This window comes from Mangrovitalea sediminis (genome assembly GCF_002514725.1).
GTDB lineage: Bacteria > Pseudomonadota > Gammaproteobacteria > Pseudomonadales > Oleiphilaceae > Mangrovitalea > Mangrovitalea sediminis.
Window position 1 is genome coordinate 21938 of record NZ_NTLB01000007.1, and the last position, 24580, is coordinate 46517.

The 24580-nt window shown below is 58.8% G+C and carries 21 protein-coding genes and 1 tRNA gene; 19 read left to right on the plus strand and 3 right to left on the minus strand.

Going from position 1 to position 24580, the window contains the following annotated elements:
• The first annotated feature begins 68 nt into the window (after positions 1 to 68).
• From CLR77_RS20220 to pgi, 9 genes are all read left to right on the plus strand, one after another.
• A complete protein-coding gene (locus CLR77_RS20220; RefSeq protein ID WP_198962810.1) occupies positions 69 to 245 on the plus strand; it encodes a hypothetical protein in 177 nt (58 codons plus the stop codon).
• Positions 235 to 3210 (plus strand): ATP-binding protein, encoded by a 2976-nt coding sequence (locus CLR77_RS17245; RefSeq protein WP_097461957.1) that lies wholly within the window; start codon positions 235 to 237, stop codon positions 3208 to 3210. Before CLR77_RS20220 ends, CLR77_RS17245 begins: the two co-directional genes overlap by 11 nt.
• The gene (locus CLR77_RS17250) at positions 3207 to 4613 is read left to right on the plus strand and encodes a sigma-54-dependent transcriptional regulator (protein WP_097461958.1); all 1407 of its coding nucleotides are present in this window, start codon (positions 3207 to 3209) and stop codon (positions 4611 to 4613) included. Before CLR77_RS17245 ends, CLR77_RS17250 begins: the two co-directional genes overlap by 4 nt.
• Before the next feature lie 146 nt (positions 4614 to 4759).
• On the plus strand, positions 4760 to 5113 hold the full coding sequence (locus CLR77_RS20045; RefSeq protein ID WP_143269438.1) for a hypothetical protein: 354 nt from the start codon (positions 4760 to 4762) through the stop codon (positions 5111 to 5113).
• A 194-nt stretch (positions 5114 to 5307) separates the two neighbouring features.
• Entirely contained in the window at positions 5308 to 6663 is a 1356-nt protein-coding gene (gene pcnB / locus CLR77_RS17255) for a polynucleotide adenylyltransferase PcnB (RefSeq protein WP_097461959.1), read from the plus strand.
• Positions 6653 to 7144 carry a 2-amino-4-hydroxy-6-hydroxymethyldihydropteridine diphosphokinase gene (folK, locus tag CLR77_RS17260; protein WP_097461960.1) on the plus strand — a complete coding sequence of 164 codons (492 nt, stop codon included), beginning with the start codon at positions 6653 to 6655 and terminating at the stop codon, positions 7142 to 7144. The genes pcnB and folK (CLR77_RS17260) overlap by 11 nt, the downstream gene beginning before the upstream one ends.
• A gap of 176 nt (positions 7145 to 7320) precedes the next feature.
• Positions 7321 to 8112, plus strand: coding sequence for a 3-methyl-2-oxobutanoate hydroxymethyltransferase (gene panB / locus CLR77_RS17265; protein WP_097461961.1), 792 nt, complete (start codon positions 7321 to 7323; stop codon positions 8110 to 8112).
• Entirely contained in the window at positions 8109 to 8957 is an 849-nt protein-coding gene (gene panC, locus CLR77_RS17270; RefSeq protein ID WP_097461962.1) for a pantoate--beta-alanine ligase, read from the plus strand. Before panB ends, panC begins: the two co-directional genes overlap by 4 nt.
• Before the next feature lie 25 nt (positions 8958 to 8982).
• A complete protein-coding gene (pgi, locus tag CLR77_RS17275) occupies positions 8983 to 10659 on the plus strand; it encodes a glucose-6-phosphate isomerase (RefSeq protein ID WP_097461963.1) in 1677 nt (558 codons plus the stop codon).
• 5 nt (positions 10660 to 10664) lie between these two features.
• Here the strand turns inward: pgi and folK (CLR77_RS17280) are convergent, their stop codons facing one another.
• The gene (gene folK / locus CLR77_RS17280) at positions 10665 to 11177 is read right to left on the minus strand and encodes a 2-amino-4-hydroxy-6-hydroxymethyldihydropteridine diphosphokinase (RefSeq protein WP_097461964.1); all 513 of its coding nucleotides are present in this window, start codon (positions 11175 to 11177) and stop codon (positions 10665 to 10667) included.
• Complete coding sequence (folB, locus tag CLR77_RS17285) at positions 11174 to 11530, minus strand: dihydroneopterin aldolase (protein WP_198962831.1); 357 nt, start codon at positions 11528 to 11530, stop codon at positions 11174 to 11176. The genes folK (CLR77_RS17280) and folB overlap by 4 nt, the downstream gene beginning before the upstream one ends.
• 185 nt (positions 11531 to 11715) lie before the next feature.
• Between folB and plsY the strand changes: the two genes are divergently transcribed.
• A complete protein-coding gene (gene plsY / locus CLR77_RS17290; RefSeq protein WP_097461966.1) occupies positions 11716 to 12300 on the plus strand; it encodes a glycerol-3-phosphate 1-O-acyltransferase PlsY in 585 nt (194 codons plus the stop codon).
• Here the strand turns inward: plsY and tsaD are convergent.
• Positions 12297 to 13361 carry a tRNA (adenosine(37)-N6)-threonylcarbamoyltransferase complex transferase subunit TsaD gene (tsaD, locus tag CLR77_RS17295; protein WP_097461967.1) on the minus strand — a complete coding sequence of 355 codons (1065 nt, stop codon included), beginning with the start codon at positions 13359 to 13361 and terminating at the stop codon, positions 12297 to 12299. The genes plsY and tsaD overlap by 4 nt on opposite strands.
• Before the next feature lie 284 nt (positions 13362 to 13645).
• Here tsaD and rpsU point away from each other — a divergent pair, with 284 nt between their 5' ends.
• The 9 genes from rpsU (at position 13646) to CLR77_RS17340 (ending at position 24036) form a co-directional block, all read left to right on the plus strand.
• Positions 13646 to 13861 (plus strand): 30S ribosomal protein S21, encoded by a 216-nt coding sequence (gene rpsU / locus CLR77_RS17300; protein ID WP_097461968.1) that lies wholly within the window; start codon positions 13646 to 13648, stop codon positions 13859 to 13861.
• Between the two features lie 202 nt (positions 13862 to 14063).
• Positions 14064 to 14519: a GatB/YqeY domain-containing protein gene (locus tag CLR77_RS17305; protein ID WP_097461969.1), complete on the plus strand. Its 456-nt coding sequence runs from the start codon at positions 14064 to 14066 to the stop codon at positions 14517 to 14519.
• Positions 14520 to 14561: 42 nt separating this feature from the next.
• On the plus strand, positions 14562 to 16313 hold the full coding sequence (dnaG, locus tag CLR77_RS17310) for a DNA primase (RefSeq protein WP_097461970.1): 1752 nt from the start codon (positions 14562 to 14564) through the stop codon (positions 16311 to 16313).
• 351 nt (positions 16314 to 16664) lie between these two features.
• The gene (rpoD, locus tag CLR77_RS17315) at positions 16665 to 18509 is read left to right on the plus strand and encodes an RNA polymerase sigma factor RpoD (protein WP_097461971.1); all 1845 of its coding nucleotides are present in this window, start codon (positions 16665 to 16667) and stop codon (positions 18507 to 18509) included.
• A gap of 90 nt (positions 18510 to 18599) precedes the next feature.
• Positions 18600 to 18676, plus strand: a tRNA-Ile gene (locus CLR77_RS17320).
• 97 nt (positions 18677 to 18773) lie between these two features.
• Entirely contained in the window at positions 18774 to 19409 is a 636-nt protein-coding gene (locus CLR77_RS17325) for an MBL fold metallo-hydrolase (RefSeq protein ID WP_097461972.1), read from the plus strand.
• A gap of 222 nt (positions 19410 to 19631) precedes the next feature.
• Positions 19632 to 20498 (plus strand): MBL fold metallo-hydrolase, encoded by an 867-nt coding sequence (locus tag CLR77_RS17330; RefSeq protein ID WP_097461973.1) that lies wholly within the window; start codon positions 19632 to 19634, stop codon positions 20496 to 20498.
• A gap of 35 nt (positions 20499 to 20533) precedes the next feature.
• Positions 20534 to 22276: a bifunctional protein tyrosine phosphatase family protein/NAD(P)/FAD-dependent oxidoreductase gene (locus CLR77_RS17335; RefSeq protein ID WP_097461974.1), complete on the plus strand. Its 1743-nt coding sequence runs from the start codon at positions 20534 to 20536 to the stop codon at positions 22274 to 22276.
• 5 nt (positions 22277 to 22281) lie between these two features.
• Positions 22282 to 24036, plus strand: a complete 1755-nt coding sequence (locus CLR77_RS17340; protein WP_227519988.1) for a SulP family inorganic anion transporter — start codon at positions 22282 to 22284, stop codon at positions 24034 to 24036.
• Positions 24037 to 24580: the final 544 nt, after the last annotated feature.

A 24580-nucleotide genomic window follows, 5' to 3' on the forward strand; every position in this document is an offset into this window, starting at 1 on the left:
CTCCGCCAGCGCCGGTTGCTACACTATGGGCCAACAGCCATCACAAGGCGGACCGGGGCGCTGACAGCATGTATATCTATCGACTCGTCTTCCTGTTGGTCCTGGCGATCTATGTCTTTTCGCCCAATATCATGGATTGGTGGATTGCACCGGGCAGCGCCTGGTACCGCCCTTTCCTGGTCTGGCTTGCATTGATCGGGCTCGCCTTCTGGCTGGAAGTTCGTAGGGATCCGAATGAGTTTTAACCTGGTCGAACTCCTCCTGGCGGCATTCGGGTACCTGTCGCTGCTGTTCCTGTTGGCCTACGCCACCGAACGAGGCTTGATCCCTCGTCGCTGGAGTCGTCACCCGCTGGTCTACGTGCTCAGCCTTGGGGTTTACTCGGGCGTCTGGGCCGTCTATGGGTCGATCGGCATGGCCTATCAGTATGGCTATGGCTATCTCGCATACTATCTTGGCATCTGCGGCGCCTTCCTGCTCGCACCGGTTCTCCTGCACCCGATACTGCGGATTACCCGCGCCTACCAGCTCACGTCCCTGGCAGATCTGTTTGCCTTTCGCTACCGGAGTCAATGGGCCGGCACCCTGGTCACCATTGTGTCGGCAGCCTCGGTACTTTCGCTCCTCGGCCTGCAAATCAAAGCCGTCACCGACTCGCTGGCGATCCTCGCACCAGGCGCGCCGACCGGAGAGCTGAGCATTCTGTTCAGCGTCACGATCGTCCTGTTTGCCGTGCTATTCGGCGCCCGGAACAATCAGGGATCGGAAAACCATGACGGGCTGGTCATGGCCATCGCCTTCGACTCCCTGGTCAAGGTCATCGCCATGCTGGTGCTTGGTGCCGTGGTGCTTTTTGTCGTATTTGGCGGACCGGGCGGGCTCAATGACTGGCTGACGACCCAGGCGCCGCGGGTCAGCGCCCTGGAACGAAGACTGGGTGACGGCGGCTGGCGCGCCCTGCTGCTGATGTCATTTGCAACGGCGCTGGTCATGCCCCACATGTTCCATGTGACGTTTACCGAAAATGCCAATCCACGCTCCCTGTCCAAGGCCAGCTGGGGCCTGCCACTCTACCTACTGCTGCTGGCGATTCCTGTCCCGATACTGCTCTGGGGTGGCATAGAGGCGGCCATTCCCACCGATCCCAATTTCTTCGCCCTTGGCGCCGGCATCACACTTGGCCGCCCCTGGCTGGTGATATTGACCTACATCGCAGGCACTTCCGCCGCCAGCGGCCTGATGATCATTTTGACCCTGGGCCTGGCCGGCATGGTGCTCAACCACGTCGTACTGCCCTTGCGGCCACCGCGGGAACAAGTGGACATCTATAGCTGGCTGCGCTGGGTCAAACGTGTCCTGATCGCCCTGATCATCCTCGCCGCCTGGCTGTTCAACTGGAGTGTGGGCCACAAACTGGACCTCGCCGTACTGGGTGTACTCGCCTTCTCAGGTGTGCTTCAACTCTTACCAGGCGTACTCGCAGTTATTTATTGGCCGGAGGGAAACCGCAAAGGCGTCATTGCCGGCCTGCTAACCGGAATGGCCTTCTGGCTGGCCACCCTGGTACTGCCGCTGACCTTTCAGGTCAACGCCCTGAGGGACATCGGCATCAGCGCACTACAACTGAGCGACCAGCACAACTGGTCAGTTTCCGTCTTCACCTCGCTAACGGCAAATGTGGCCGTGTTCGCCCTGATCTCACTGATTACACGCGTCTCCCGGGAAGAAGCCAGCGCGGCACAGTCCTGTTCACTGGGCGCCCTATCGCGACCACAAAGACGCGAACTCATCGCCACCTCTTCAGAAGACTTTAAACAGCAACTGGGCATACCGCTCGGTCCCCAGGTCGCTGAGCGGGAAGTGGGGCGCGCGCTACAGGCACTTCAATTGCCCAGCGTCGAATACCGTCCCTACCAGCTGCGCCGCCTGCGTGACCAGATCGAGATCGGGCTGTCCGGGCTACTCGGCCCTGGGATCGCCCAGGATATCGTCAAACGGCACTTGGGTTACAAGCCATTGGCCGGTGGCGACCCTGCGCAGGACATCCACTATGTGGAGCGAGCCCTGGAGGATTATCAAACCCGCCTCACCGGTCTCGCCGCCGAACTCGACAACCTGCGCCGCCATTATCGGCAGACCTTGCAGAACCTGCCTATCGGTGCCTGTTCCATCGGCAACGACGGCGAAATCCTGATGTGGAACCAGGCACTCCAGGAGCTGACCGGCATCTCCGCTGAGGAGGCTGTCGGCTCGCATCTCTCAGCCCTGAAGCCTCCCTGGCACGAAGTATTGCCCGAGTTTGTGGAGGGCGCCGAACTACGTCTGTACAAGCAGCGAGTCCTGCTACAGGGCCGCCCGCACTGGCTGAACCTGCACAAGTCGCTGCTGGGCGGTCCGAACCACCCTGAAGACGGCATGGTCATCCTGATCGAGGACCAGACCGAGACGCGCGTACTGGAAGACGAACTGATTCACAGTGAGCGCCTGGCCTCCGTTGGTCGATTGGCCGCTGGCGTTGCACACGAAATCGGCAATCCTGTAACAGGAATCGCCTGCCTTGCACAGAACCTGCAACTGGAAACGGACAACGAGGAAATCCTCGACTCAGCCGCTCAAATCCTGCAGCAGACGCGCCGGATTTCCGGCATACTGCAGTCACTGATGAATTTCTCCCGCAGTGGCAATCACGCCCAGACCAATCACTACGAACCTGCCAACGTGCACCGCTGTATCCAGGAGGCGATCAATCTGTTGACCCTGAGCGACAAACCCGAACGCATTCATTACGAGAATCTGTGTCCGGCGGACCTCAACGTTGTCGGTGACGAACAGCGCCTGGTTCAGGTTTTCGTCAACCTGCTGGGTAACGCTCGCGACGCCTCCCCTGATGGCGCAACCGTTAGGGTCGGTGGAAATCTCGACGGCTACTCCGCTATCATTGACGTTTCGGATGAAGGGTGTGGGATTCCTGCCGATCAGCTCGATCATATCTTCGAGCCGTTCTACACGACCAAAGGCCCACAGGAGGGAACCGGCCTGGGGCTATCACTGGTTTACAGCATTGTCGAGGAACACTACGGCAATATTCAGGTCGAAAGCCCGCTAAACCCGGAAACCGGCCGGGGTACTCGGTTCGTCCTACGCCTGCCGGTCTACCAGGACGACGCAGACAACACTGCCAGCCAAGAGGACCGGGAAGCGTCGACATGAGTCGTATTCTGATAGTTGAAGACGAAGAGGTTATTCGCGCTGCGCTGCGCAAGCTGCTGATCCACAACGGCTATGATGTGGAAGAAGCCTCTTCCGTAGACGATGCCTCGCGCAGCGATCTCGCCCAGTACGACCTGATCATTTCCGATCTGCGTCTTCCCGGCGCAGCGGGTACCGAATTGATCCGACTGGCACCCGAAGTGCCGGTACTGATCATGACCAGCTATGCCAGCCTGCGCTCAGCTGTGGACTCCATGAAGCTTGGCGCTGTGGACTATATCGCCAAACCCTTTGATCACGACGAAATGCTGGCCGCGGTCGATGACATCCTTGTGCGCTACCGCAACCGGCCGAGAACGCCCGACCAGGAGCAGGATTCGCCGCCGATGTCACATTGCGACGCGGATCCAGCGCATATCATGTTCGGCCAGTGCGAGCCGATGCAGCGGGTATTTACGCTGATTCGCAAAGTCGCACCGACCGAAACCACGGTCTTGATCCACGGTGAATCGGGCACAGGCAAAGAACTCGCCGCTCGCGCCCTGCATCAACTGAGCCCGCGAGCCCGCCAGCCGATTATCTGCGTCAACTGCGCCGCCATTCCGGAAACACTGATCGAATCCGAATTGTTCGGACACGAAAAAGGTGCCTTTACCGGTGCGGTATCTTCCCGCAACGGCCTGATTGAGGCTGCCGACGGCGGTACGCTCTTCCTTGATGAAATTGGCGAACTCCCCCCCGAAGCGCAGGCCCGACTACTGAGAGTGCTGCAGGAAGGCGAAATACGCCGAGTTGGCTCCACCCAGAGCCGCCAGGTGGACGTCCGTCTCATTGCAGCGACGCACCGAAACCTGAAAGCGATGACCCGCACCGGGGAGTTCAGGGAAGACTTATATTATCGATTGAATGTCATGCAGATACGCTTGCCGCCATTGAGAGATCGTGGCGACGACGTGCTGGGACTGGCCAAACGCTTCCTGCGCGACACCGGCGAGCGCATGCACAAGCCTACCCTGCGCCTGACGCCGGAAAGTATGCGCGCCATCGAATCCCACCGGTGGCCCGGTAACGTGCGCGAACTGGAAAATGCGATTGAGCGGGCCGTCATCCTGTGCGACGACGACATGATCACGCCGGACTTGCTCGACCTCGACAACGAGCGGGAAGACGTCCACCTGCCGGAAGCCTTCGTACAGTCCGAGGAGGACCCTTCAAGCGCTCATGGAGAACAGCCCAAGGACCTTTCGCTCGAAGATTACTTCCAGCACTTCGTTCTGGAAAACCAGGACAAGATGAGTGAAACCGAATTGGCTCAGAAACTGGGCATCAGCCGTAAATCGCTGTGGGAGCGTCGGCAGCGCCTGGGCATTCCCCGCAAGAAAACATCCAGCGGCAATGCCTGAAGCTCAGGGTGTTCCCAGGGTGTTACCGGGTGTTCCGCAAGGTAACACCCTCTTTCCAAACCCGTCGTTCGAGTAACAGAAAAACCCTGCCCCGCCCCCCCCCTTCAGCCTTACACTTTTTTAACCTACTGTTAATAAAGAATTTTGTGAAAGTGGCACAGCAAGTGCTCTTATACCGGGCAAGAACAAGAACAGTCGACGGATTCGGTAGCGCCAAAAACAAAAACAAGAAGCTACCTGGCGCCCGCCAACAAAAACAAGAACTGGGCGCGTGCGAACCGAGTGTTTTGGGTGCAGAGCTTTTTAGCGGACCCGAAACGAATGCGAGTGGTGTCAGCCGGACAAGAACTATCGGTAAAACGGTAGCCCTGGAAACACTTCATGCCCGCATTCGTTCATCCCGCTCTCCGTATCCAAAGCTTTCTGTTCGTGAACAACTAAAAGCTCTCTCGGAGCTACTAATAACAGCACCACAGGACACGGAAATACAAAAACAATAAATGGTTGTCTCTTTTCTTCCCGGCGGGGCCGGTTATTCACTACCCCGCCTGTTGATTTCCCCACCCCGAACAGAACCCGACACCACAGCGTATTCCAGCATGTCGCGTCCCGGCGAGTCGCCAAGCGCGCCTCAAACCGTTAAACTGCGGGTCCTGCTGTACAATCCCAGCGCGAATCAATGACGTTATAACCAATGCCGAAAAAACTGGTGAAGAAACTGTTGTCGTTCATCCCCGGCAAACCAGCGGTGACCGCTAAGAAACGCTACACCCTGAAGGTGATCCCGCGAGACCAGCACTGCATCTCCCGCAAGGACATCAGCGAACCTGCCAAGAAGGTGCTGAACCGGCTTAACAATGCAGGCTATGACGCCTATCTCGTTGGCGGCGGCGTTCGTGACCTGCTATTGGGTCAGCATCCCAAAGATTTCGATATCGCGACCAACGCCACTCCGGAAGAAGTGAACCAACTGTTCCGCAATTCGCGGCTCATTGGACGGCGTTTCAGGATTGTACATGTACTGTTTGGCCGCGAAGTTATCGAGGTCACCACCTTTCGCGGCGGTCAAGTCGAACAGGAAGAAACAGACACCGAACGCGCAGTTAACGAACACGGCCACCTGGTGCGCGATAATGTCTACGGCAGCAAAGAGGAAGACGCCCTGCGCCGAGACTTCACGGTCAACGCGCTGTACTACTGCATCCGGGATTTTACGGTCCACGATTACGCGGATGGTGTCCGCGACCTGGAGGCTCGCCAGCTAAGACTCATCGGTGACCCCGAAACCCGTTACCGTGAAGACCCGGTCCGCATGCTTCGCGCCATTCGGTTTGCCGCCAAACTGGACTTCGCGATTGCCGAAGAATCCGCAGCACCAATACCCGAGCTGGCGGGTTTGCTGGAACATATTCCGCCCGCCCGCCTGTTCGAGGAAATTCTCAAGCTGTTCGGTGCAGGCTACGGCGAGAAGACCTATGTCCAGATGCAGCACTATGGACTTTTTGGCGCACTGTTCCCCACCACGCAGGCGGCGCTGGACCAGGGCGAAGAAGATGACATCATTCGCCAGGCCCTCCGCAATACCGACGAGCGCATCCATCAGGGCAAATCGGTGACACCCTACTTCCTGTTTGCCGCGCTGCTGTGGCCCGCATTGAAGCGGGAATGGCAAAGACTGGAAGACAATGGCGAAGCAACCTATCCGGCCCTGCAACTGGCCGCGCATCGCGTCATCGACCGGCAGGTTCGCTCCATTGCCATCCCTCGCCGCTTCTCGGTCCCCATGAAGGAAATCTGGGAAATGCAGCCCCGCCTGACCCGCCGCCAGGGCAAGCGGGCGGAGATGCTGGTCGAGCACCCTCGCTTCCGGGCCGCCTACGATTTCCTGCTGGTGCGGGAAGCGGCGGGTGAACACACCGAGGGCCTGGGTGAATGGTGGACACAGTATCAGCAGCAGAACGACGGCGAACGACGCAAGATGACCAGCCAGGTCGCAAACGACGGCCAGCGCCGGCGGCGGCGACGCAGGAAACCCCGCGTTGACCAGTAACGTTGCCTACATTGGCCTGGGCAGCAACCTGGACAGGCCCCTGGACCAACTGCGAAAAGCCATCGTCTCGCTCTCGTCCCTACCGCAATGCCGGCTATTGGGCCAGTCCCGCTTCTATCGCAGCCGCGCTGTGGGTCCTGCCGATCAGCCTGATTACGTCAACGCCGCCGTGCGCCTGGAAACCGGCCTGTCGCCAATTGCGCTGCTCGATCACCTGCAACACATCGAAAACCAGCAGGGCCGCGTCCGCCATATTCGCTGGGGCGCCCGCACCCTGGATCTGGACATGCTGCTGTTCGGCGACTGCACCATGACGACGCCCCGCCTCACCCTGCCGCACCCGGAAATGGCCAACAGGGACTTCGTGCTGCAACCGCTCCTCGATCTGACGCCCGACCTCTCATTGCCAGACGGCCGCCGTATCAGCGAATTACGACGCCAATGCCCAGACAACCATCTCGTCCCTCTGGAAGATGCCTGAGCCCTCATCCAGCAGTCATCCCATAAGCTCCCGATAACGCCTTACGGTTGCCTACCGGCACCACGGCCATTAACCTAAGGACCTCGGGGACGTGCCTCCTTCGCGATACCCCGTGTAGACTTGGCGCCTCCAGACGGGCACCACCTCCGACTGAACTCACGAGAAGGTCCAATCCCATGGCCGTGACGATTAACACCCTGCGCGACTACAAGCGCAATGGCGAAAAGTTTCCGATGCTCACCGCCTACGACTCGACCTTTGCCCAGGCAATCAGCGCGGCGGGCATCGATGTGCTGCTTATCGGCGACTCCTTGGGAATGGTCCTTCAGGGGCACGACAGCACATTGCCGGTCACTGTGGAGGACATCGCCTATCACACGGCCTGCGTGGCGCGAGGCAATCAGCACTCCCTGATCATGTCAGACCTCCCGTTTATGAGCTACGGCACACCGGAAGATGCCCTGCGTAATGCCGCAAAATTGATGCAGGCCGGCGCGCATATGGTCAAAATAGAAGGCACCGACTGGCTGGCCGAAACCATTCGTCTACTGACTGAACGCGGCGTGCCAGTCTGTGCCCATCTGGGCCTGACCCCGCAATTCGTCAACAAGTTCGGGGGCTATAAAGTCCAGGGCCGCGATGAGCGTCAGGCCGGGCTGATGGTGCAGCACTCCCGTATGCTCGAACAGGCCGGCGCCGATGTCATTATACTTGAGTGCGTACCCAGTGCACTGGCCGCCCGCATTACGGAGGCCGTGACAATCCCGGTTGTCGGCATTGGCGCCGGCCCGGATACCGATGGGCAGGTACTGGTCATGCATGACATGCTTGGCCTGGGCGGCCGCAAGCCCCGGTTCGTCAAGAATTTCCTGGAGGATGCGGGCAGCATACAAGGTGCCTTCGAAGCCTTTGCCAGCGCCGTCCGCGAGCGTCGTTTCCCAGCACCGGAGCACTGTTTCAGCGCATGAGAACCATTCATACCGTCAATGAACTACGCGCAAACCTGCGCACCCATCGGGAAAACGGCAAACGCATAGCCTTGGTACCAACCATGGGTAATTTGCATGCCGGCCATATTTCACTGGTCGAACGTGCGCGAGACCTTGGCGATGTCGTCGTGACCTCGATCTTCGTCAATCCCATGCAATTCGGCGCCAACGAGGACCTCGACGCCTACCCCCGCACACTGGCGGAGGACCAGGAGAAGCTGGAGAAAGCCGGCAATGACCTGATTTTTGCCCCCAGCGTAAACGAGGTGTATCCGCACGGTCTCGGACATCAGACCCAGGTCATCGTACCCGACGTCACGGAACTCCATTGCGGCGCCAGCCGGCCCGGCCACTTTAACGGCGTCTCCACCGTGGTCACCATGCTTTTCAACATGGTGCAGCCGGACATCGCTGTCTTTGGCGAAAAGGATTACCAGCAGCTGGCGGTCATCCGCAAAATGGTGCGCGACCTTTTTATGCCCGTCCAGATCATCGGTGTACCCACCGCGCGTGACGAAGACGGCCTCGCCCTGAGTTCGCGAAACGGCTATCTGACACCAGCGGAACGCCGGATCGCCCCACGCCTGCGACAGGCGCTGGAAGATACCGCGCAGGCCCTGCAGAACGGTTCTCGCGACTTCGCAGCTCTCAGCCAGGCGGCCACAGACAGCCTGACCCAGCAGGGTTTCCGTCCCGACTACTTCAACATCGTGAACAGCGACACCCTGCGACCGGCACAGCAGGATGAAACCAGGATCACAGTTCTGGCTGCCGCATTCCTGGGCAAAACACGCCTGATCGACAACATCAGCCTCAAACTCTGAACACCACAGTAACCAGGGATTCGGAATGACTGACAAACGCCAGCAGCACCTGACCCAATCTGCGGAATGGCTTGCACTGTCACAGCACGCCGAGCATATGCGCGACGTGCACATGCGCGACCTCTTCGATCAGGACCCCGAGCGGTTCGAGCGTTACTTCCTCTCTGCCGCCAGTTTGCAACTGGATTACTCGAAGAACCTGATTACTGACGAGACACTTGATCGGCTCGTGGCCCTGGCAAAGGCCCGAGACCTGCCGGCGCGGATCGAAGCCCTGTTCCGCGGCGACAAGCTCAACACCACCGAACAACGCCCGGCACTTCATACGGCATTGCGCAACCTGACTCAGGAATCCGTTTATGTCGATGGCGCCGACGTCATGCCCGAGATCCGGGCCACACTGGCGCAGATGGAGCAATTCGTGTGGCGGGTCCGCAGCACCCAATGGCGGGGCTTCAGCAACAAGCCGTTCACCGACGTGGTAAGCATCGGCATCGGCGGCTCCTTCCTGGGTCCCAAACTGGTCTCCGCCGCCCTCAAGCCGTATTGGCATGGGCAGCTCAACTGCCATTACGTCGCCAATATCGATGGCAGCCACATCACCGAAGTGCTGCGACACATCAATCCGGAAACCACCCTGTTTCTGATCCAGTCAAAATCGTTCCGTACCCAGGAAACCCTCGAAAATACCAAGGTCGCACGCGAGTGGTTCCTGCATAACGGCGGTAGTGAAGATTCGATCGGCAAACACTTCGTGGCCGTCACCGCCAATCGCGACGAAGCCGTCCGCTTCGGCATATCGCAAGACAATATCTTTCCCATGTGGGACTGGGTGGGGGGACGCTATTCACTATGGTCGGCCATCGGCCTCCCCACAGCGTTGACGATCGGCATGGACAATTTCCGCGCCCTGCTTTCCGGCGCGCACAGCATGGACAAGCATTTCCGCTCGGCGCCGCTGGAGAAGAACCTTCCGGTCATCATGGCATTGCTGGGAATCTGGTACGGCAACTTCTTCGGTGCCGAGGCACACGCCATCCTTCCCTACGACCACTACCTGCGAGGCCTACCCGCGCACCTCCAGCAGTTGGACATGGAAAGTAACGGCAAATGTGTCGATCTCGACGGCCAGCAGCTGGATTACGCCACTGGCCCCATCATCTGGGGTGGCGCGGGCGCCAACGGCCAGCACGCTTATCACCAGCTGCTGCACCAGGGAACCCGGCTGTCGCCTGCGGACTTCATCATTCCCCTGCACACCCACAACCCTGTGGCGACGCACCACGCGATCCTGTTCGCCAACTGCCTGAGCCAGACCCAGGCACTGATGCGCGGCAAGACGCTGGAGGAGGCTCGCCAGGAACTGATCGATCAGGGTTATTCGGTAAGCGAAGCCGATGCACTGGCGCCGCACAAGGTCATTCCCGGCAACAAGCCTTCCAACACCCTGCTTTTCGAGCGCGCAACACCCCGCACCATCGGTGCCCTCGTCGCGCTCTATGAGCACAAAGTGTTCGTCCAGGGCGAGATCTGGAATATCGACTCGTTCGACCAGTGGGGGGTTGAGCTGGGCAAGCAGTTGGGCAACAACATTCTCGAAAGATTGCTGCAGAGCGACGAAAGCACCGGTTTTGACAGCGACAGCTCGACCGCGGGCCTGATCGAGCTATACCGCCGGCGGCACGAAAGCGAGAGGGACTGAACGCACTAGGGGCGCGGCGAAATCGCGCGCCCCTGCCATTCGAAAGGTACAACCCACAGCCTCTGGGCTCGATCGTAGCGCGCCCAGAGGTCTGCATAACGCTCCCCCGTCTGGGGATGCCTTTCGTCCGCGGCAATTTCCGCCAACGGACGCAAAACAAAGGCATTCTTCAGGATCTCACCACGCGGCAAAGTCACTCCATCGTGCAGTCCCACGACATCGCCATAGGTCAGAATATCCAGATCCAGCGTTCGGGCACTGAAGCGCGGTACATCTCGAAGGCGGCCATTGGCATCTTCCAGCTGTTTCAACGCCCGGCTTAATTCGCCGACCGGCAGATCGGTCTCGATGCCGACGACCAGATTATAGAAAGGCTCGCCGTCAAAGCCCACAGCCTCGCTCTCATACACCGAGGAGATCTGCAGGGCCCCGAAGAGATGCGACAGACCATCAAGCGCCGCCTGAATATGGCGGTCACGATCGACATTGCTCCCAATACTCAGATAGACACAGGTCATACCCGCTCGCCCCGCTCGATCACCACTCCGACACTGTCGGCAGCCGGAACGGCACCCGGCTTGGCAATCCTCAGGCGTAGCCAGGGCATCGCGAAACGCTCAAGCAACCGATCCGCCAGACGTTCGGCAGCCGTCTCCAACAACTGAGGATGGAACGCCTGGAAAAATGCGGCCACCTCATCACTGACGGCCTTGTAATCAAGGGCGTCGGCCACATCATCCGAGTTCCCTGGACGGCGGTTATCCCAACCCATGTCCAGGTCAATCACCAGGCGCTGGGTCACTTCCCGCTCCCAGTCATACACCCCAATGATCGTCTCAACGGTGAGACCGCTGATAAACACCGTATCCAACACGCCACTCCCTACTGCCGCCTGCCGGCTTTCACTGATGAGGTTGGCGCTTGTATCGCGCCGGCCAAGGATCTAGTGTAGAGGCTTACCCGGACAGGCCCTTGTTCGAACCCTATTGCCGCGTCGCGATCCGCACACCCGAAATTGTGCGAATTGTCGCATAGATCCCGGAGCGAGTCTTTCGCATGAGCCAGCCACTTGTGCTCGCCTTACTGTGCGTCGGCGCCTATCTGCTGGGCTCTTTTATCACAGCACCGGTGGTCTGCCGCGCCTTCGCTGCGCCTGACCCTCGCCTTCACGGCTCCGGCAACCCGGGGGCTACGAATGTCTACCGTCTCGCCGGCACTGCTCCCGCCATCGTCACTCTCATTCTCGATGCCGCCAAAGGCGCCGTGCCCGTCGGTCTGGCGCATGCGCTCGGCATCACCCCCTTATGGCAGGCGATTGTCGGCCTTTGCGCCATTACCGGGCACATGTTGCCCCTATTCGCCGGATTCCATGGAGGGAAAGGGGTCGCCACGGCATTCGGCGCCGGACTGGCAATAGCGCCAGCCACCATGAGCGTACTGGCATTTGTCTGGCTGCTACTGGTCTGGCGCACCCGGATATCCGCCATCGGATCGATTACCGCGGCACTGCTGGCGCCTATTGTCAGCGCACTGCTCGACCCGGACAGCCTGCTGCTCTTCGTCCTGATGACCCTGCTAATCCTGGTGCGGCACCGGGACAACCTGATACGCCTCCGGCAACGCCGGGAGAACAAGCTTTAGTTCGAGGGCTCGCGCAACCCGTCCTCACAGAGCGCATCCAACGGTGGCAATTCCGCCATGGGCCACCGCGGAACCGCCCATATGCGATCTCCATCGCGCTGCCCTGCCTGCAAACGCTGACAGCCGGCATAGGCAATCATCGCACCGTTATCGGTACAGAATTCCGGGCGGGCGTAAAACACCTCACCCTGCACTTTGCCCATCTGTTCCGAGAGAACCTTGCGCAGGTGCCGGTTAGCGCTGACGCCGCCCGCCACCACCAGGCGCCGACAGCCCGTTTCCTGCAGCGCGCGCCGACATTTGATCGCCAGGGTTTCCACCACGGCGGTTTCAAACGCCAGCGCAATGTCCGCCCGTGTTTGATCCGACCAGGATCCATCGGCTTTAGCCGCATTGACCGTATTCAGGGTGAAGGTCTTGAGGCCGCTGAAGCTGAACGCCAGGCCGGGACGGTCAGTCATCGGACGCGGGAACACAAAACGTCCCGGCACGCCCTGCTCCGCCAAAGCGGCAACCTGAGGCCCGCCAGGGTAGCCCAGCTCCAACATTTTGGCGGCCTTATCAAAGGCCTCACCAGCGGCATCGTCCACCGATTCGCCCAACAAGGTATAACGGCCGATGCCATCCACCTTGACCAACTGCGTATGCCCCCCGGAGACCAGCAGGGCAACGAACGGGAATTCGGGCGGCTGAGGTTCCAGCATCGGCGCCAGAAGGTGCCCCTCCATGTGGTGCACTCCCAGCACCGGAACGTCGAGCGCAAATGCCAGGGCATGAGCAAAGGAGCCGCCAACCATCAAGGCGCCGATCAACCCCGGCCCCGCCGTGTAGGCAATGGCATCGACGGAGGAGAGGTCCAGCTCTGCGCGACTCAGAACCTCTTCGCAAAGGGGCAACAATTTGCGGACATGGTCCCTGGAGGCAAGCTCCGGCACCACGCCACCATAGTCGGCATGCATCGCCACCTGACTGAACAGGGCATGCGACAGCAATCCCCGCTCGCTGTCATACAGGGCAACGCCCGTTTCATCGCAAGACGACTCAATTCCCAGAACCCGCATCGTTTACCACTCACTCTTTCCATACCGTCATTGCCATCGGCCACACCGCAGCAATTGCGCGCGCTACTTTACCAGATCCAACTGCACTTGGCGGCACCTTGTCCCCCGTTTGGATGCACACAAGCCTTTACAAGATCGTCCGGCTCGCGATAGAATTCGCGGCCCTGGTGGCTCCATTGCGCAAAATACGAGCAATGAATGTCAAGGCCGTTTAAGGTGTAGGCCCGCACAGCCACCCAAGAATGCTTAATTCCAATCCCGATTCAAAGGATGGTGATTTCCGAATGCCTGCTGTCAAAGTGAAAGAAAACGAGCCGTTCGACGTCGCGCTGCGTCGCTTCAAGCGTTCCTGCGAAAAGGCAGGCATCCTGTCTGAAGTTCGTCGCCGCGAGCATTACGAGAAGCCGACGTCTGTGCGCAAGCGCAAGGCAGCTGCGGCCGTTAAGCGTCACCTGAAGAAGCTTCAGCGCGAACAGAAGCGTTTCGAGCGCCTCTATTAAGCAACGCTTCACGCCTGCTTAAAACGCGTTAGACCGATTGCCGGACGGGCGACCTCTTTATTGCGGTCACTTTAGCACCCCGCCCTGCAGTCGGTTTTTGTGTTTTCGGAATCATCGAGGTCGGTCACCTGACGAACGCCCCGATATCCGTGGCACTCTTAGCCTCTTTTGAGAGCAACATCCGATCACCGGAGTTGAAACCATGAGCGAAGCCCTCCTGAAAAACCGCATTACTGAAGCCATGAAGACGGCAATGCGCGAGAAGGACCGGGAGCGCCTTGGCACACTTCGACTGATCCTGGCTGCAATCAAGCAGATCGAAGTCGATGAGCGCATCGAACTCGATGACGCACGAGTGCTTGCCGTGCTCGACAAAATGGTGAAGCAGCGTCGCGATTCCGCCCAGCAATACAGTGACGCTCAGCGGCAGGATCTGGCCGACCGCGAAAATGCGGAAATTACGGTCATTCAGGAATTCCTGCCGACGGCACTGACTGCCGACGAAGTTACCGCCATCGTCAAGGATGCTGTCGCCCGTAGCGAGGCCAACGGCATGCAGGACATGGGGAAAGTGATGGCGCTCGTGAAGCCCGAAGTTCAGGGCCGCGCAGACATGGGCGACGTCAGTCGCATCGTCAAGCAGATCCTGGCCGGCTGACACCCGCTTTCGCCCATCCCGAAAAAAGCGGACACTACCGTCATGAGCGGCATGATCCCCCAAGGTTTTATCGACGAACTACTGGATCGCGTCAATCTGGCGGAAATTGTCGGCGCCCGCATTTCACTGCGAAAAGCCGGCGCCAACTTCAAGGCACGTTGCCCTTTTCACGACGAAAAGACGCCATCCTTCAATGTGCGCCCGGACAAGGGCTTCTACCACTGTTTCGGCTGCGGCGCGCACGGCGACGCTATAAGTTTTATCCGGGAGTTTGACCATCTCGGTTTCACCGAAGCTGTTGAGACACTTGCCCGGCACGCCGGCATGGAAGTCCCCTATACCGAGAGTGTGCGACAGGAAGTGGTGCATTCCCGCACACTGACGGAGGCACTCGATCAGGCTGCGGCTTTTTACCAGCACCAGTTGTCGACGCATCCGACCAGCGAGTTTGCACGCCGCTACCTGCGCGAACGCGGCCTGAACGATGAGATCATTAAGCAGTACCGCCTCGGCTACGCGCCCGCCGAAGAGGACGCCCTGGCCCGAAGCTGCGATGCCGCTACGCTAAAAGCACTTCTTGAGACTCGCACCGTCTCGGATGCTTACGGCCGAAACAGGGACCTGTTACGCAATAGAATCGTCTTTCCGATTCGCAACACGCGCGGCCGGACTGTCGCATTCGGCGGAAGGACATTGGGGAACGACAAGGCGAAATACATCAATTCGCCCGAGTCTGACGTTTTCCATAAGAGCCGAGAAGTCTATGGGCTCTACGAAGCCATGCAGGCCGTCCGCCAGCTCGATCGCCTACTGGTGGTCGAAGGCTATATGGACGTCATCGCCCTGGCCCAAAACGGCATCCCTTATGCAGTCGCCGCCTTGGGCACGGCGACGAACAGCGACAACATCAGCAGCCTGCTAAAGCAGGTCCGTCACCTGATTTTTTGCTTTGACGGAGATAACGCGGGCTTCCGCGCCGCAGACCGGGCGCTGGACAACTGCCTCGAACTGCTACAGGACGGCATCCACATTCAGTTCCTGATGCTGCCCGAAGGCGAAGATCCGGACACCCTGGTCCGCAAGGAGGGCAAAGAGGCCTTCCAGCGACGCATTGAACAGGCCAAGCCCCTTTCGCGGTTCCTGTTCGATCGTCATCAGACGGGCCTGGACCTGAATTTGCCGGAGCACCGTGGTGAACTGCGCGCCCGCGTCGACCCACTCATCCAGCGCATGGCGCGCTCGACGCTGCGGGACGCCATGTGGCATGAAATGATGCGACTGTGCGGCAGCCGATTTGAGAAGCGCCCCTGGAAGGGAGGCGACAAAACCGCCCAGACTTTTGTACCCCGGGAAAAACCGGAATTCAGGCTCAATCGCGACACCATGCTGTGCCTGGCCTTACTGGAAGATCCCGGCCTGGCTGAACAGGTACTTGAACTGCAGGCTGAAGACTCCAATTTGCCCAGGGCCCGTCAATTTGCCAGCTGGATGCAAGCCAGCAGTTGCCATACCCGGGAAGATGTCATACGAGGCCTGGCACTGGACATTGAAGCGCATCAACGCTTCCACGGGCTCTTTGACGGCATCGAGCATTTACCGGAAAGACCGGAAATTCTTGAGGACGCAAAGACCAGTCTAGCCCTCTCGATTCCCCGAGTCGGCAAGGCCCTGGCATCCGGGAAAGCGGCAAACCCCAGTGAATGGAGCGAAGAGGACAAGAGAAATCTCAAGGAAACTTTGCGGAAGATCGGTCGTCAAAAGGGCGTAACAACACCCTCTACCGATACCCACTGACAGATCTGCAGACAATGCTTTAACCGATCGGCAGAAAAACCGTCTGCCCTTGCGGCCAAACGAGCCGCCGGTCGTCGCGTAGCGTAAACAACGCGCGCCAGAAACGACCCGTAGAAAACAGTGACTAGCTGAAAGTACTTATTAGAAAGAAACAACAGATTGAACTTAGCTGAAAGGTAACAAACTTAGATCGTATGTGCTCGAAAAGCCCTTAAAAACCTGGGGCCGAGCGCGTCTGCCTTGAATTTAGGCATTTGGTCACCATCTATGCAGTTGGTGGCGGCAAATGCCCACCAAGGCTATAATGGCTGTTTACCTTTTTCACCATACCACCGAGTCCAAAGGGTGACTATGTCAGGCAATTCGCAGAAGTCCCGTTTGAAAGATCTTATCGCCCGCGGTAAGGAACAGGGTTACCTGACCTACGCTGAAGTCAACGATCACCTGCCTGAAGACATCGCTGACCCGGACCAGGTCGAAGACATTATCCGTATGATCAATGATATGGGTATTCAGGTCTGTGAGGAAGCCCCTGATGCCGATACATTGCTCATTACCGACGGCGACTCCGCTGCCGATGAAGCCGCTGCAGCCGAAGCTGCCGCAGCTCTGGCTGCTGTCGAGACGGATGCAGGCCGGACAACGGACCCTGTGCGCATGTACATGCGCGAAATGGGCACCGTCGAACTGCTGACCCGCGAAGGCGAAATCCAGATCGCCAAGCGTATCGAGGAAGGCATTCGTGATGTCATGGCAGCCATTGCCCATTTCCCGGGCACCGTAGCGACCGTTATTGCAGCCTACGAAGACATTATCGCCAACGAAGGCCGCATCAGCGATATCGTGAGCGGATTCCTCGACCCGGACGATGTCGATCCGCCCTTCTCCGCGGAAGAAATTAACATCGCCGCGGCGGAAAACGACACCACGCCCGCCGACAGCGATGACGACGACGATTCCTCGACCGAAGACGAGACCGATAATGGTCCGGATCCAGAGGAAACCCGCCTGCGCTTCGAACTGCTGCGCGAAAAGCTGGTTGTGGCAGAAGGCGCGCTGGTCAAGCACGGCCGGGACCACGAGGTAACCCAGCAGGCGCTGGCCGAATTGGGCCAGGTATTCGCGCCGTTCAAGCTGGCTAACAAGCATTTCGACGAGCTGGTCAACATCATCCGCTCGACCAACGAAGCCATTCGCGAAAACGAACGCACCATCATGGCTATCTCTACCCGCGATTGCCGTATGCCGCGCAAGGACTTCATCAAGCAGTTCCCCGGCAACGAAACCAATCTCGAGTGGACCGCCAAAATCGCCAAGAGCAAGAAGGACTACGCCAAGGCGATCGATGAGCGCAGCGACGAAATCATTCGTCTGCAGAAGCGGATTGCACAGGTCGAAGGTGACATCCAGCTGATCGTGCCGGAAATCAAGGAAATCAACCGCCGCGTTTCCATTGGAGAAGCGAAGGCTCGGCGCGCCAAGAAGGAAATGGTCGAAGCCAACCTGCGCCTGGTTATTTCCATTGCGAAAAAATATACCAACCGGGGCCTGCAGTTCCTGGACTTGATTCAGGAAGGCAACATTGGCCTGATGAAGGCGGTCGACAAGTTCGAATACCGCCGTGGGTACAAGTTCTCAACCTATGCAACCTGGTGGATTCGCCAGGCCATCACTCGCTCCATTGCCGACCAGGCTCGCACCATCCGTATCCCGGTACACATGATCGAAACGATCAACAAGCTGAACCGGATCTCTCGGCAAATGCTGCAGGAGATGGGACGCGAGCCAACGCCGGAAGAATTGGGCGAGCGCATGGAAATGCCTGAGGACAAGATCCGGAAGGTGCTGAAAATCGCCAAAGAGCCGATTTCCATGGAAACGCCCATCGGCGATGATGAAGATTCGCATCTGGGCGATTTCATCGAAGATATCCAGGCCCTGTCGCCCGTTGATTCCGCCACGGCCGAAGGCCTGCGCGAAGCCACCCGCAAGGTGCTCGCCGGCCTGACTGCCCGCGAATCGAAAGTGTTGCGCATGCGTTTCGGTATTGAGATGAACACCGACCACACGCTGGAAGAAGTCGGCAAACAGTTCGACGTAACCCGCGAGCGGATCCGCCAGATCGAAGCCAAGGCCCTGCGCAAATTGCGCCACCCTTCGCGCTCCGATCACCTGCGCAGCTTCCTCGACGAGTAAGCACAGCCCTCCTCTGGCGGGCGCCATTACCTCTGGGTATAATGGCGCCCGCTTTGTTTTGAGCCCCACCCAAAACAACACGTCTATTCAGGGCCTATAGCTCAATTGGTTAGAGCAGCGGACTCATAATCCGTTGGTTGCAGGTTCAAGTCCTGCTGGGCCCACCACTCAATCAATCCCCCCTGCACTCCGATACTAGAGGTATCATGACGATTTGGGTTGGCGTTTCGCATGCACCCTTTTCCGTCGGAGTCGTATGATCCCATGAAATACCGCATCATTCCGGTCACTGCCTTTCAGCAAAACTGCACCCTGATCTGGTGTGAACAGACACGAAAAGCAGCTGTAGTAGATCCCGGTGGAGATCTCGAGCACATCAGGTCGGTGGTTACCGAGGAAGGCGTCACGCTGGAAAAGATCCTGCTGACCCATGCCCATATCGATCATGCAGGTGGCACCGCGGCGCTCGCCGAAGAGTTCGCTCTTCCGATCGAAGGCCCCCATATCGAAGACAAGTTCTGGATCGATGCACTGCCTCAGCAAAGCCAGATGTTCGGCTTTCCACCCGCCAACCCCTTTACGCCCGACCGCTGGCTCGACGACGGGGACACTGTAACCGTCGGAGAGCAACGCCTGCAGGTGATCCATTGCCCAGGCCACACACCGGGACATGTTGTGTTCTACCACCCCGAGTCCGCACTCGCCCTGGTAGGCGACGTGCTGTTTCAGGGCTCCATTGGACGCACCGACTTCCCCAAAGGCGATCATGGGACCCTGATTCGCTCCATTCGGGAAAAACTCTTTCCCCTGGGAGATGACATCCGCTTCATTCCGGGGCACGGTCCCATGTCGACCTTCGGCGCGGAACGTCGCAGCAACCCGTTTGTCGCCGAAAGATAGCCTTGCCACAAGGGGCTCGAGCCCACCTTCAACCGAGCCCTGGCAACTCACCCTTCCTGCAACGAATAAAAGCGATGGGGCGCCAACGCAACCTGCAAACAGGTACCTTAAGTACGCACATCACTACATATTACTTTTGGATATAAGCTTATTCTAAAATTTGACAAGGCCCGCCAACAGCGGTGAAAATGGACGCTCCCATTGACTAACCTGGAGGCAGCCATGTCAGCGCCTGACGTCAAAGGCTTCTTCGACCCGGACACCTTTACGGTCAGCTATGTGGTCAGCGACCCGGAAACCCGCCAGTGCGCACTGGTCGACTCCGTTCTCGACTATGACCCCGCGTCCGGCCGCACCCATACCGCATCGGCGGACAAGCTGATCGCCTATGTCAAAGAGCAAGGCTTGTCGGTCCAGTGGATTCTGGAAACACACGTCCACGCCGACCATCTCTCTGCGGCGCCCTACCTGAAGAATGAGCTGGGCGGGCAACTGGCGATCGGATCGCACATCACGCGTGTACAGGAAACATTCGGCAAAGTGTTCAATGCCGAACCCGGTTTCGCGCGCGATGGCAGCCAATTCGACACCCTGTTCGATGACGGCCAGCGCTTCCAGGTCGGTAATATCGAAGCACGTGCACTGCACACGCCCGGACATACCCCGGCCTGTATGACGTACCTGATCGGCGATAGTGGCTTTGTCGGCGATACGCTTTTCATGCCGGATTACGGAACAGCACGCTGCGACTTCCCTGGCGGCGATGCCCGACAGCTCTTTCAGTCCATTCAGAAGATCTTCGCGCTTCCCAATGAAACCCGCCTGTTCCTGTGCCACGACTACCTGCCACAGGGCCGCAGCGAGTACCGCTGGGAAACCTCGGTAGGGGACCAGAAAGCGTCTAATATTCATGTGCATGAAGGTATTAGCGAGGAAGCCTTCGTTCGCATGCGGACTGAACGCGACGCCACACTGGGGATGCCCCGACTGATTCTGCCGTCGGTACAGGTCAACATGCGTGCAGGTCAGCTACCACCGGCGGAAGACAACGGCGTGCACTATCTGAAAATCCCTGTAGACGCCCTATAACCTATAAAAAGCGCCAACCGAATTGGGAACCCATCATGGTCGATAGAAAAAAACTAACCCCTTTTCTTTGGGTATCACCTCAGATCAGTGAAAGCGATATCGGCAGTCTGGCAGCTGCCGGATTCCGGACCGTCGTCTGCAACCGTCCGGAGGGCGAATCCTCTGACCAACCGGCCACGGCGGCCCTCGAGCAGGCGGTAAAGCGCCAGGGAATGGATTTTGTGCACCTCCCGGTTCGCTCCGGTGATATCACCGACCAGAACGTCAAGGATTTCCGCCACTTACTCGAAACCGTCAGTGGGCCCGTGCTGGCATTCTGTCGCACAGGCACCCGCTCCACGTCCTTGTGGGCCCTTGCGGAAGCTCACCATCTCACACCGGATACCGTCATCGCCACCGCCGCAGAAGCAGGCTATGACCTTTCCGGCTTGAGAGGGAGACTGGACACCACCTGGCAGAAGGCCGACAAGAAAGCCTCCAAACAAGCCCCCAGCAGCAACCTGCCGCGCTTCGATACCCTGATCGTCGGTGGTGGCGCAGGAGGGCTGGCAGCAGCAGCCAGCCTGCTCAAACGGCGCCCGAACCTGTCTATCGCCGTTGTCGAGCCGAGCGACAAGCACTATTACCAGCCGGCCTGGACACTGGTCGGCGCTGGCGCCTTTGCCAGATCCGGAACAGAGAAGGCCATGGCCGGCGTCATTCCGGCAGGCTGCAAATGGATCCGTGCAGCAGCCAGCGACTTCGACCCCGAGAACCAGGCCGTGATCCTGGAAGACGGCGAGCGCCTCCATTACCGGACGCTGATCGTCGCTCCAGGCCTGAAGCTGGATTGGGATGCAGTGGAAGGCTTGCGCGACACGCTGGGGCGCAACGGAGTCACCTCCAATTACCTGTTCGACCTGGCTCCCTATACATGGGAACTGGTGCAGAACCTCAAGGACGGCAAGGCGCTCTTCACCCAGCCGCCCATGCCGATCAAATGCGCCGGCGCGCCGCAAAAAGCGATGTACCTATCCTGCGATCACTGGCAGAAACAGGGGCGACTGCCCAGCATCAATGTCGAATTCAATCTGGCAGGCGCAGCTCTCTTCGGTGTGGCCACCTTTGTGCCGCCGCTGATGAAATACGTTGAAAAATATGGCGCACAACTGGCCTTCAACAGCAATCTGATCAAAGTGGACGGCCCGGCCAAGAAAGCCACCTTCCGGGTAACCGATGCCGAAGGTAACACGGAGACAGTCACCAAGTCGTTTGACATGCTCCATGTGTGTCCGCCGCAGACCGCGCCTGACTTCATCCGTAACAGCGTGCTCGCCAACGAGGCCGGCTGGGTGGAAGTCAACGGCGAAACCCTGCAGCATAGCCGGTACAGCAATATATTCAGTCTGGGCGATGCCTGCTCCGCCCCCAACGCCAAGACGGCGGCCGCCGTGCGCAAGCAGGCACCGGTGGTGGCAGAGAACCTGTTGGCGGTACTCGATGGCGAACCGTTGCGTTCGATCTATGACGGCTATGGCTCCTGCCCGCTGACAGTGGAGCGAGGGAAAGTCGTACTGGCGGAATTCGGTTACGGCGGCAAGCTGCTTCCCACCTTCCCGTTGGAGCCGACGGTACCCCGGCGTGTCATGTGGCTGCTCAAGGCTAAGCTGATGCCCTGGATCTACTTCAAGCTGATGCTTCGCGGTCGTGAATGGCTGGCAGCACCCGAGCGCCTGCCGCACGCCCCGCAACCCCACGAGAGCCAGACGGCACTTAACGACGAAAAACGCGGACGCTAGACTCTGTGACCGCCGAAAAGGCTATAAAACGTTACCTTCGCTGGCTACCGGCGACTGAGTGGCTGGCCACCTATCAGAGGCGCGACGCGCTCTCTGATGGCGTGGCTGCCGTTATCGTCGCCATTATGCTGATCCCGCAGGGCCTGGCATACGCACTACTCGCAGGCCTGCCACCCCAGACGGGTCTCTATGCCAGCATCCTGCCCCTGGTCGTCTACGCCTTTTTCGGCACCAGCCGAACCCTATCGGTCGGTCCCATGGCGGTCATGTCGTTGATGACCGCCGCCGCGGTGAGCCGTATCGCCACACAGGGCACGGCAGAGTATTTGACGGCAGCCATGATGCTCGCCTTCATGTCCGGCATGGTGCTCGTCGTTCTGGGGGTATTACGACTGGGCTGGATCGTCAACCTGCTATCACGGCCGGTCATCTCAGGCTTTGTCAGCGCTTCCGGCGTTTTGATCGCCGCCAGTCAGCTCAAATACCTGCTGGGCGTTCCCATGCATGGCGGCAATCTCTCAGAGATGCTGGCGTCGCTGACACCCCACCTGGCAGACTTCAACTGGCCGACACTGTGTATTGGCGCAGGCACTACGCTGTTCCTCTTCTGGGCACGCAAAGGACTGAAGCCATTACTACGCAAAATCGGGCTTAAGCCGCTGCCGGCCGACCTGTTGACCAAAGCAGCTCCGGTCCTGGCGGTGATCGTAACGACACTGATCGTAGCCGGCCTGCACCTGACCCATGCGGGCGTAGCGGTTGTAGGAGAGATACCGAAAGGGCTCCCGGCGCTCGCCATGCCCGTGGGCAAGCCTGAATGGTGGCATGAACTGCTTCTGCCGGCCGCGCTCATCGGCCTGATCAGTTTTATCAGCTCCATTTCCGTCGCCCAGGCTCTGGCCGCCAAACGACGCGAACGTCTTAATGCAAATCACGAATTATTCGGACTCGGTGCAGCCAATCTTGCCAGCGCCTTTTCCGGAGGATTCCCCATCACCGGTGGGTTCTCCCGTTCCGTCGTCAATTTTGAGGCTGGCGCCGTCACGCCCATGGCCGGAGTCTTTACGGCGGGCGGAATCGCACTCGCAGCTCTATTCCTGACGCCGCTGATGTATTACCTGCCCAAAGCCACGCTGGCTGCAACCATCATCGTTGCAGTTCTTCCCCTGATAGATATAGGGGAAATGCGCAAGATCTGGCGCTATTCCCGCTCGGATTTCGCGGCGATGGCGGCCACTATCGCCGTTGTTCTTGCTGTGGGGGTCGAGAGCGGGGTTGTCGCCGGTGTTGCCGCCTCGATATTGCTGTTCCTGTGGCGCACCAGCACACCTCACGTGGCCATCATCGGACAGGTTCCCGGTACCGAACATTTCCGCAATGTCCTTCGGCACCAAGTCAACTGCAGTCGGGCGGTACTATCCGTGCGCGTGGACGAATCTCTCTATTTCGCCAATGCCCGCAACCTCGAAGACCAGCTTTATGACGCCGTGCTTCTACGCCCGACCGTAAAACATGTCGTGATCATGTGCTCGGCGATCAACCAGATTGACGCCAGTGCCCTCGACAGCCTGGAGTCCCTCAACCGCCGACTGCAGGATGCCGGCGTAAAACTCCACCTGTCCGAAGTGAAGGGTCCGGTCATGGATCATCTTCGGGATTCTGACCTGCTCAGCCAACTGAGCGGCCAGGTCTATCTCAGTCACTACGAAGCCATAAAAGACCTCGACCCCGACTGTCTCGCCACCCCAGATCATCACTGAGCAACGGCGTATCAGACTCCCGGGCCCACCGTCGGCGCGCCTGTCTGTATAGATAGAGCCCGAAGGGCGTATGGTAGGCCACCGACGCGCTTACTCGCTTACTCTGCAAATGAACCTGCGATCACTCGCCAAAGGCCCCCAGAAAGCCCCTCAGGGGGCTACAACCGATGCATACAAAATCATCGCCCCCCCCGAATCATCAGGGCTTGCCACATGGATTGGAAAGAACCGCGCCGGATCAGAACGCCAATATTGATTGTTTCCACAGCAGGCATTCGAAACCTCAGCGCTGTCACCACGCTGAAACCCGCTCGGCGAGCCACAGCGAAAGCGACCTGAAAAAGGGGATAATGACGAATCGATTTAGCCTGGGATACATCGAACGCTATTATCGATCCTCATATTTCCAGCCAAAGACCTGACTATTACTAAGGATTTCAGTTTCAATAATAAGCGTTCACAGATGCGACATTAAAATCGTCTACAGTACGACAACAGGAGAAACATAAAATCGGCCCCAATCAGAAACCCCGGGGCAAATAAT

Excerpts from the sequence above, each read along its gene's own strand:
- CLR77_RS20220 (WP_198962810.1), top strand. The coding sequence starts at position 69 with ATGTATATCTATCGACTCGTCTTCCTGTTGGTCCTGGCGATCTATGTC.
- CLR77_RS17245 (WP_097461957.1), top strand. The coding sequence starts at position 235 with ATGAGTTTTAACCTGGTCGAACTCCTCCTGGCGGCATTCGGGTACCTG.
- CLR77_RS17250 (WP_097461958.1), top strand. The coding sequence starts at position 3,207 with ATGAGTCGTATTCTGATAGTTGAAGACGAAGAGGTTATTCGCGCTGCG.
- pcnB (WP_097461959.1), top strand. The coding sequence starts at position 5,308 with ATGCCGAAAAAACTGGTGAAGAAACTGTTGTCGTTCATCCCCGGCAAA.
- panB (WP_097461961.1), top strand. The coding sequence starts at position 7,321 with ATGGCCGTGACGATTAACACCCTGCGCGACTACAAGCGCAATGGCGAA.
- panC (WP_097461962.1), top strand. The coding sequence starts at position 8,109 with ATGAGAACCATTCATACCGTCAATGAACTACGCGCAAACCTGCGCACC.
- pgi (WP_097461963.1), top strand. The coding sequence starts at position 8,983 with ATGACTGACAAACGCCAGCAGCACCTGACCCAATCTGCGGAATGGCTT.
- folK (WP_097461964.1), bottom strand. The coding sequence starts at position 11,177 with ATGACCTGTGTCTATCTGAGTATTGGGAGCAATGTCGATCGTGACCGC.
- plsY (WP_097461966.1), top strand. The coding sequence starts at position 11,716 with ATGAGCCAGCCACTTGTGCTCGCCTTACTGTGCGTCGGCGCCTATCTG.
- tsaD (WP_097461967.1), bottom strand. The coding sequence starts at position 13,361 with ATGCGGGTTCTGGGAATTGAGTCGTCTTGCGATGAAACGGGCGTTGCC.
- rpsU (WP_097461968.1), top strand. The coding sequence starts at position 13,646 with ATGCCTGCTGTCAAAGTGAAAGAAAACGAGCCGTTCGACGTCGCGCTG.
- CLR77_RS17305 (WP_097461969.1), top strand. The coding sequence starts at position 14,064 with ATGAGCGAAGCCCTCCTGAAAAACCGCATTACTGAAGCCATGAAGACG.
- dnaG (WP_097461970.1), top strand. The coding sequence starts at position 14,562 with ATGAGCGGCATGATCCCCCAAGGTTTTATCGACGAACTACTGGATCGC.
- rpoD (WP_097461971.1), top strand. The coding sequence starts at position 16,665 with ATGTCAGGCAATTCGCAGAAGTCCCGTTTGAAAGATCTTATCGCCCGC.
- CLR77_RS17325 (WP_097461972.1), top strand. The coding sequence starts at position 18,774 with ATGAAATACCGCATCATTCCGGTCACTGCCTTTCAGCAAAACTGCACC.
- CLR77_RS17330 (WP_097461973.1), top strand. The coding sequence starts at position 19,632 with ATGTCAGCGCCTGACGTCAAAGGCTTCTTCGACCCGGACACCTTTACG.
- CLR77_RS17335 (WP_097461974.1), top strand. The coding sequence starts at position 20,534 with ATGGTCGATAGAAAAAAACTAACCCCTTTTCTTTGGGTATCACCTCAG.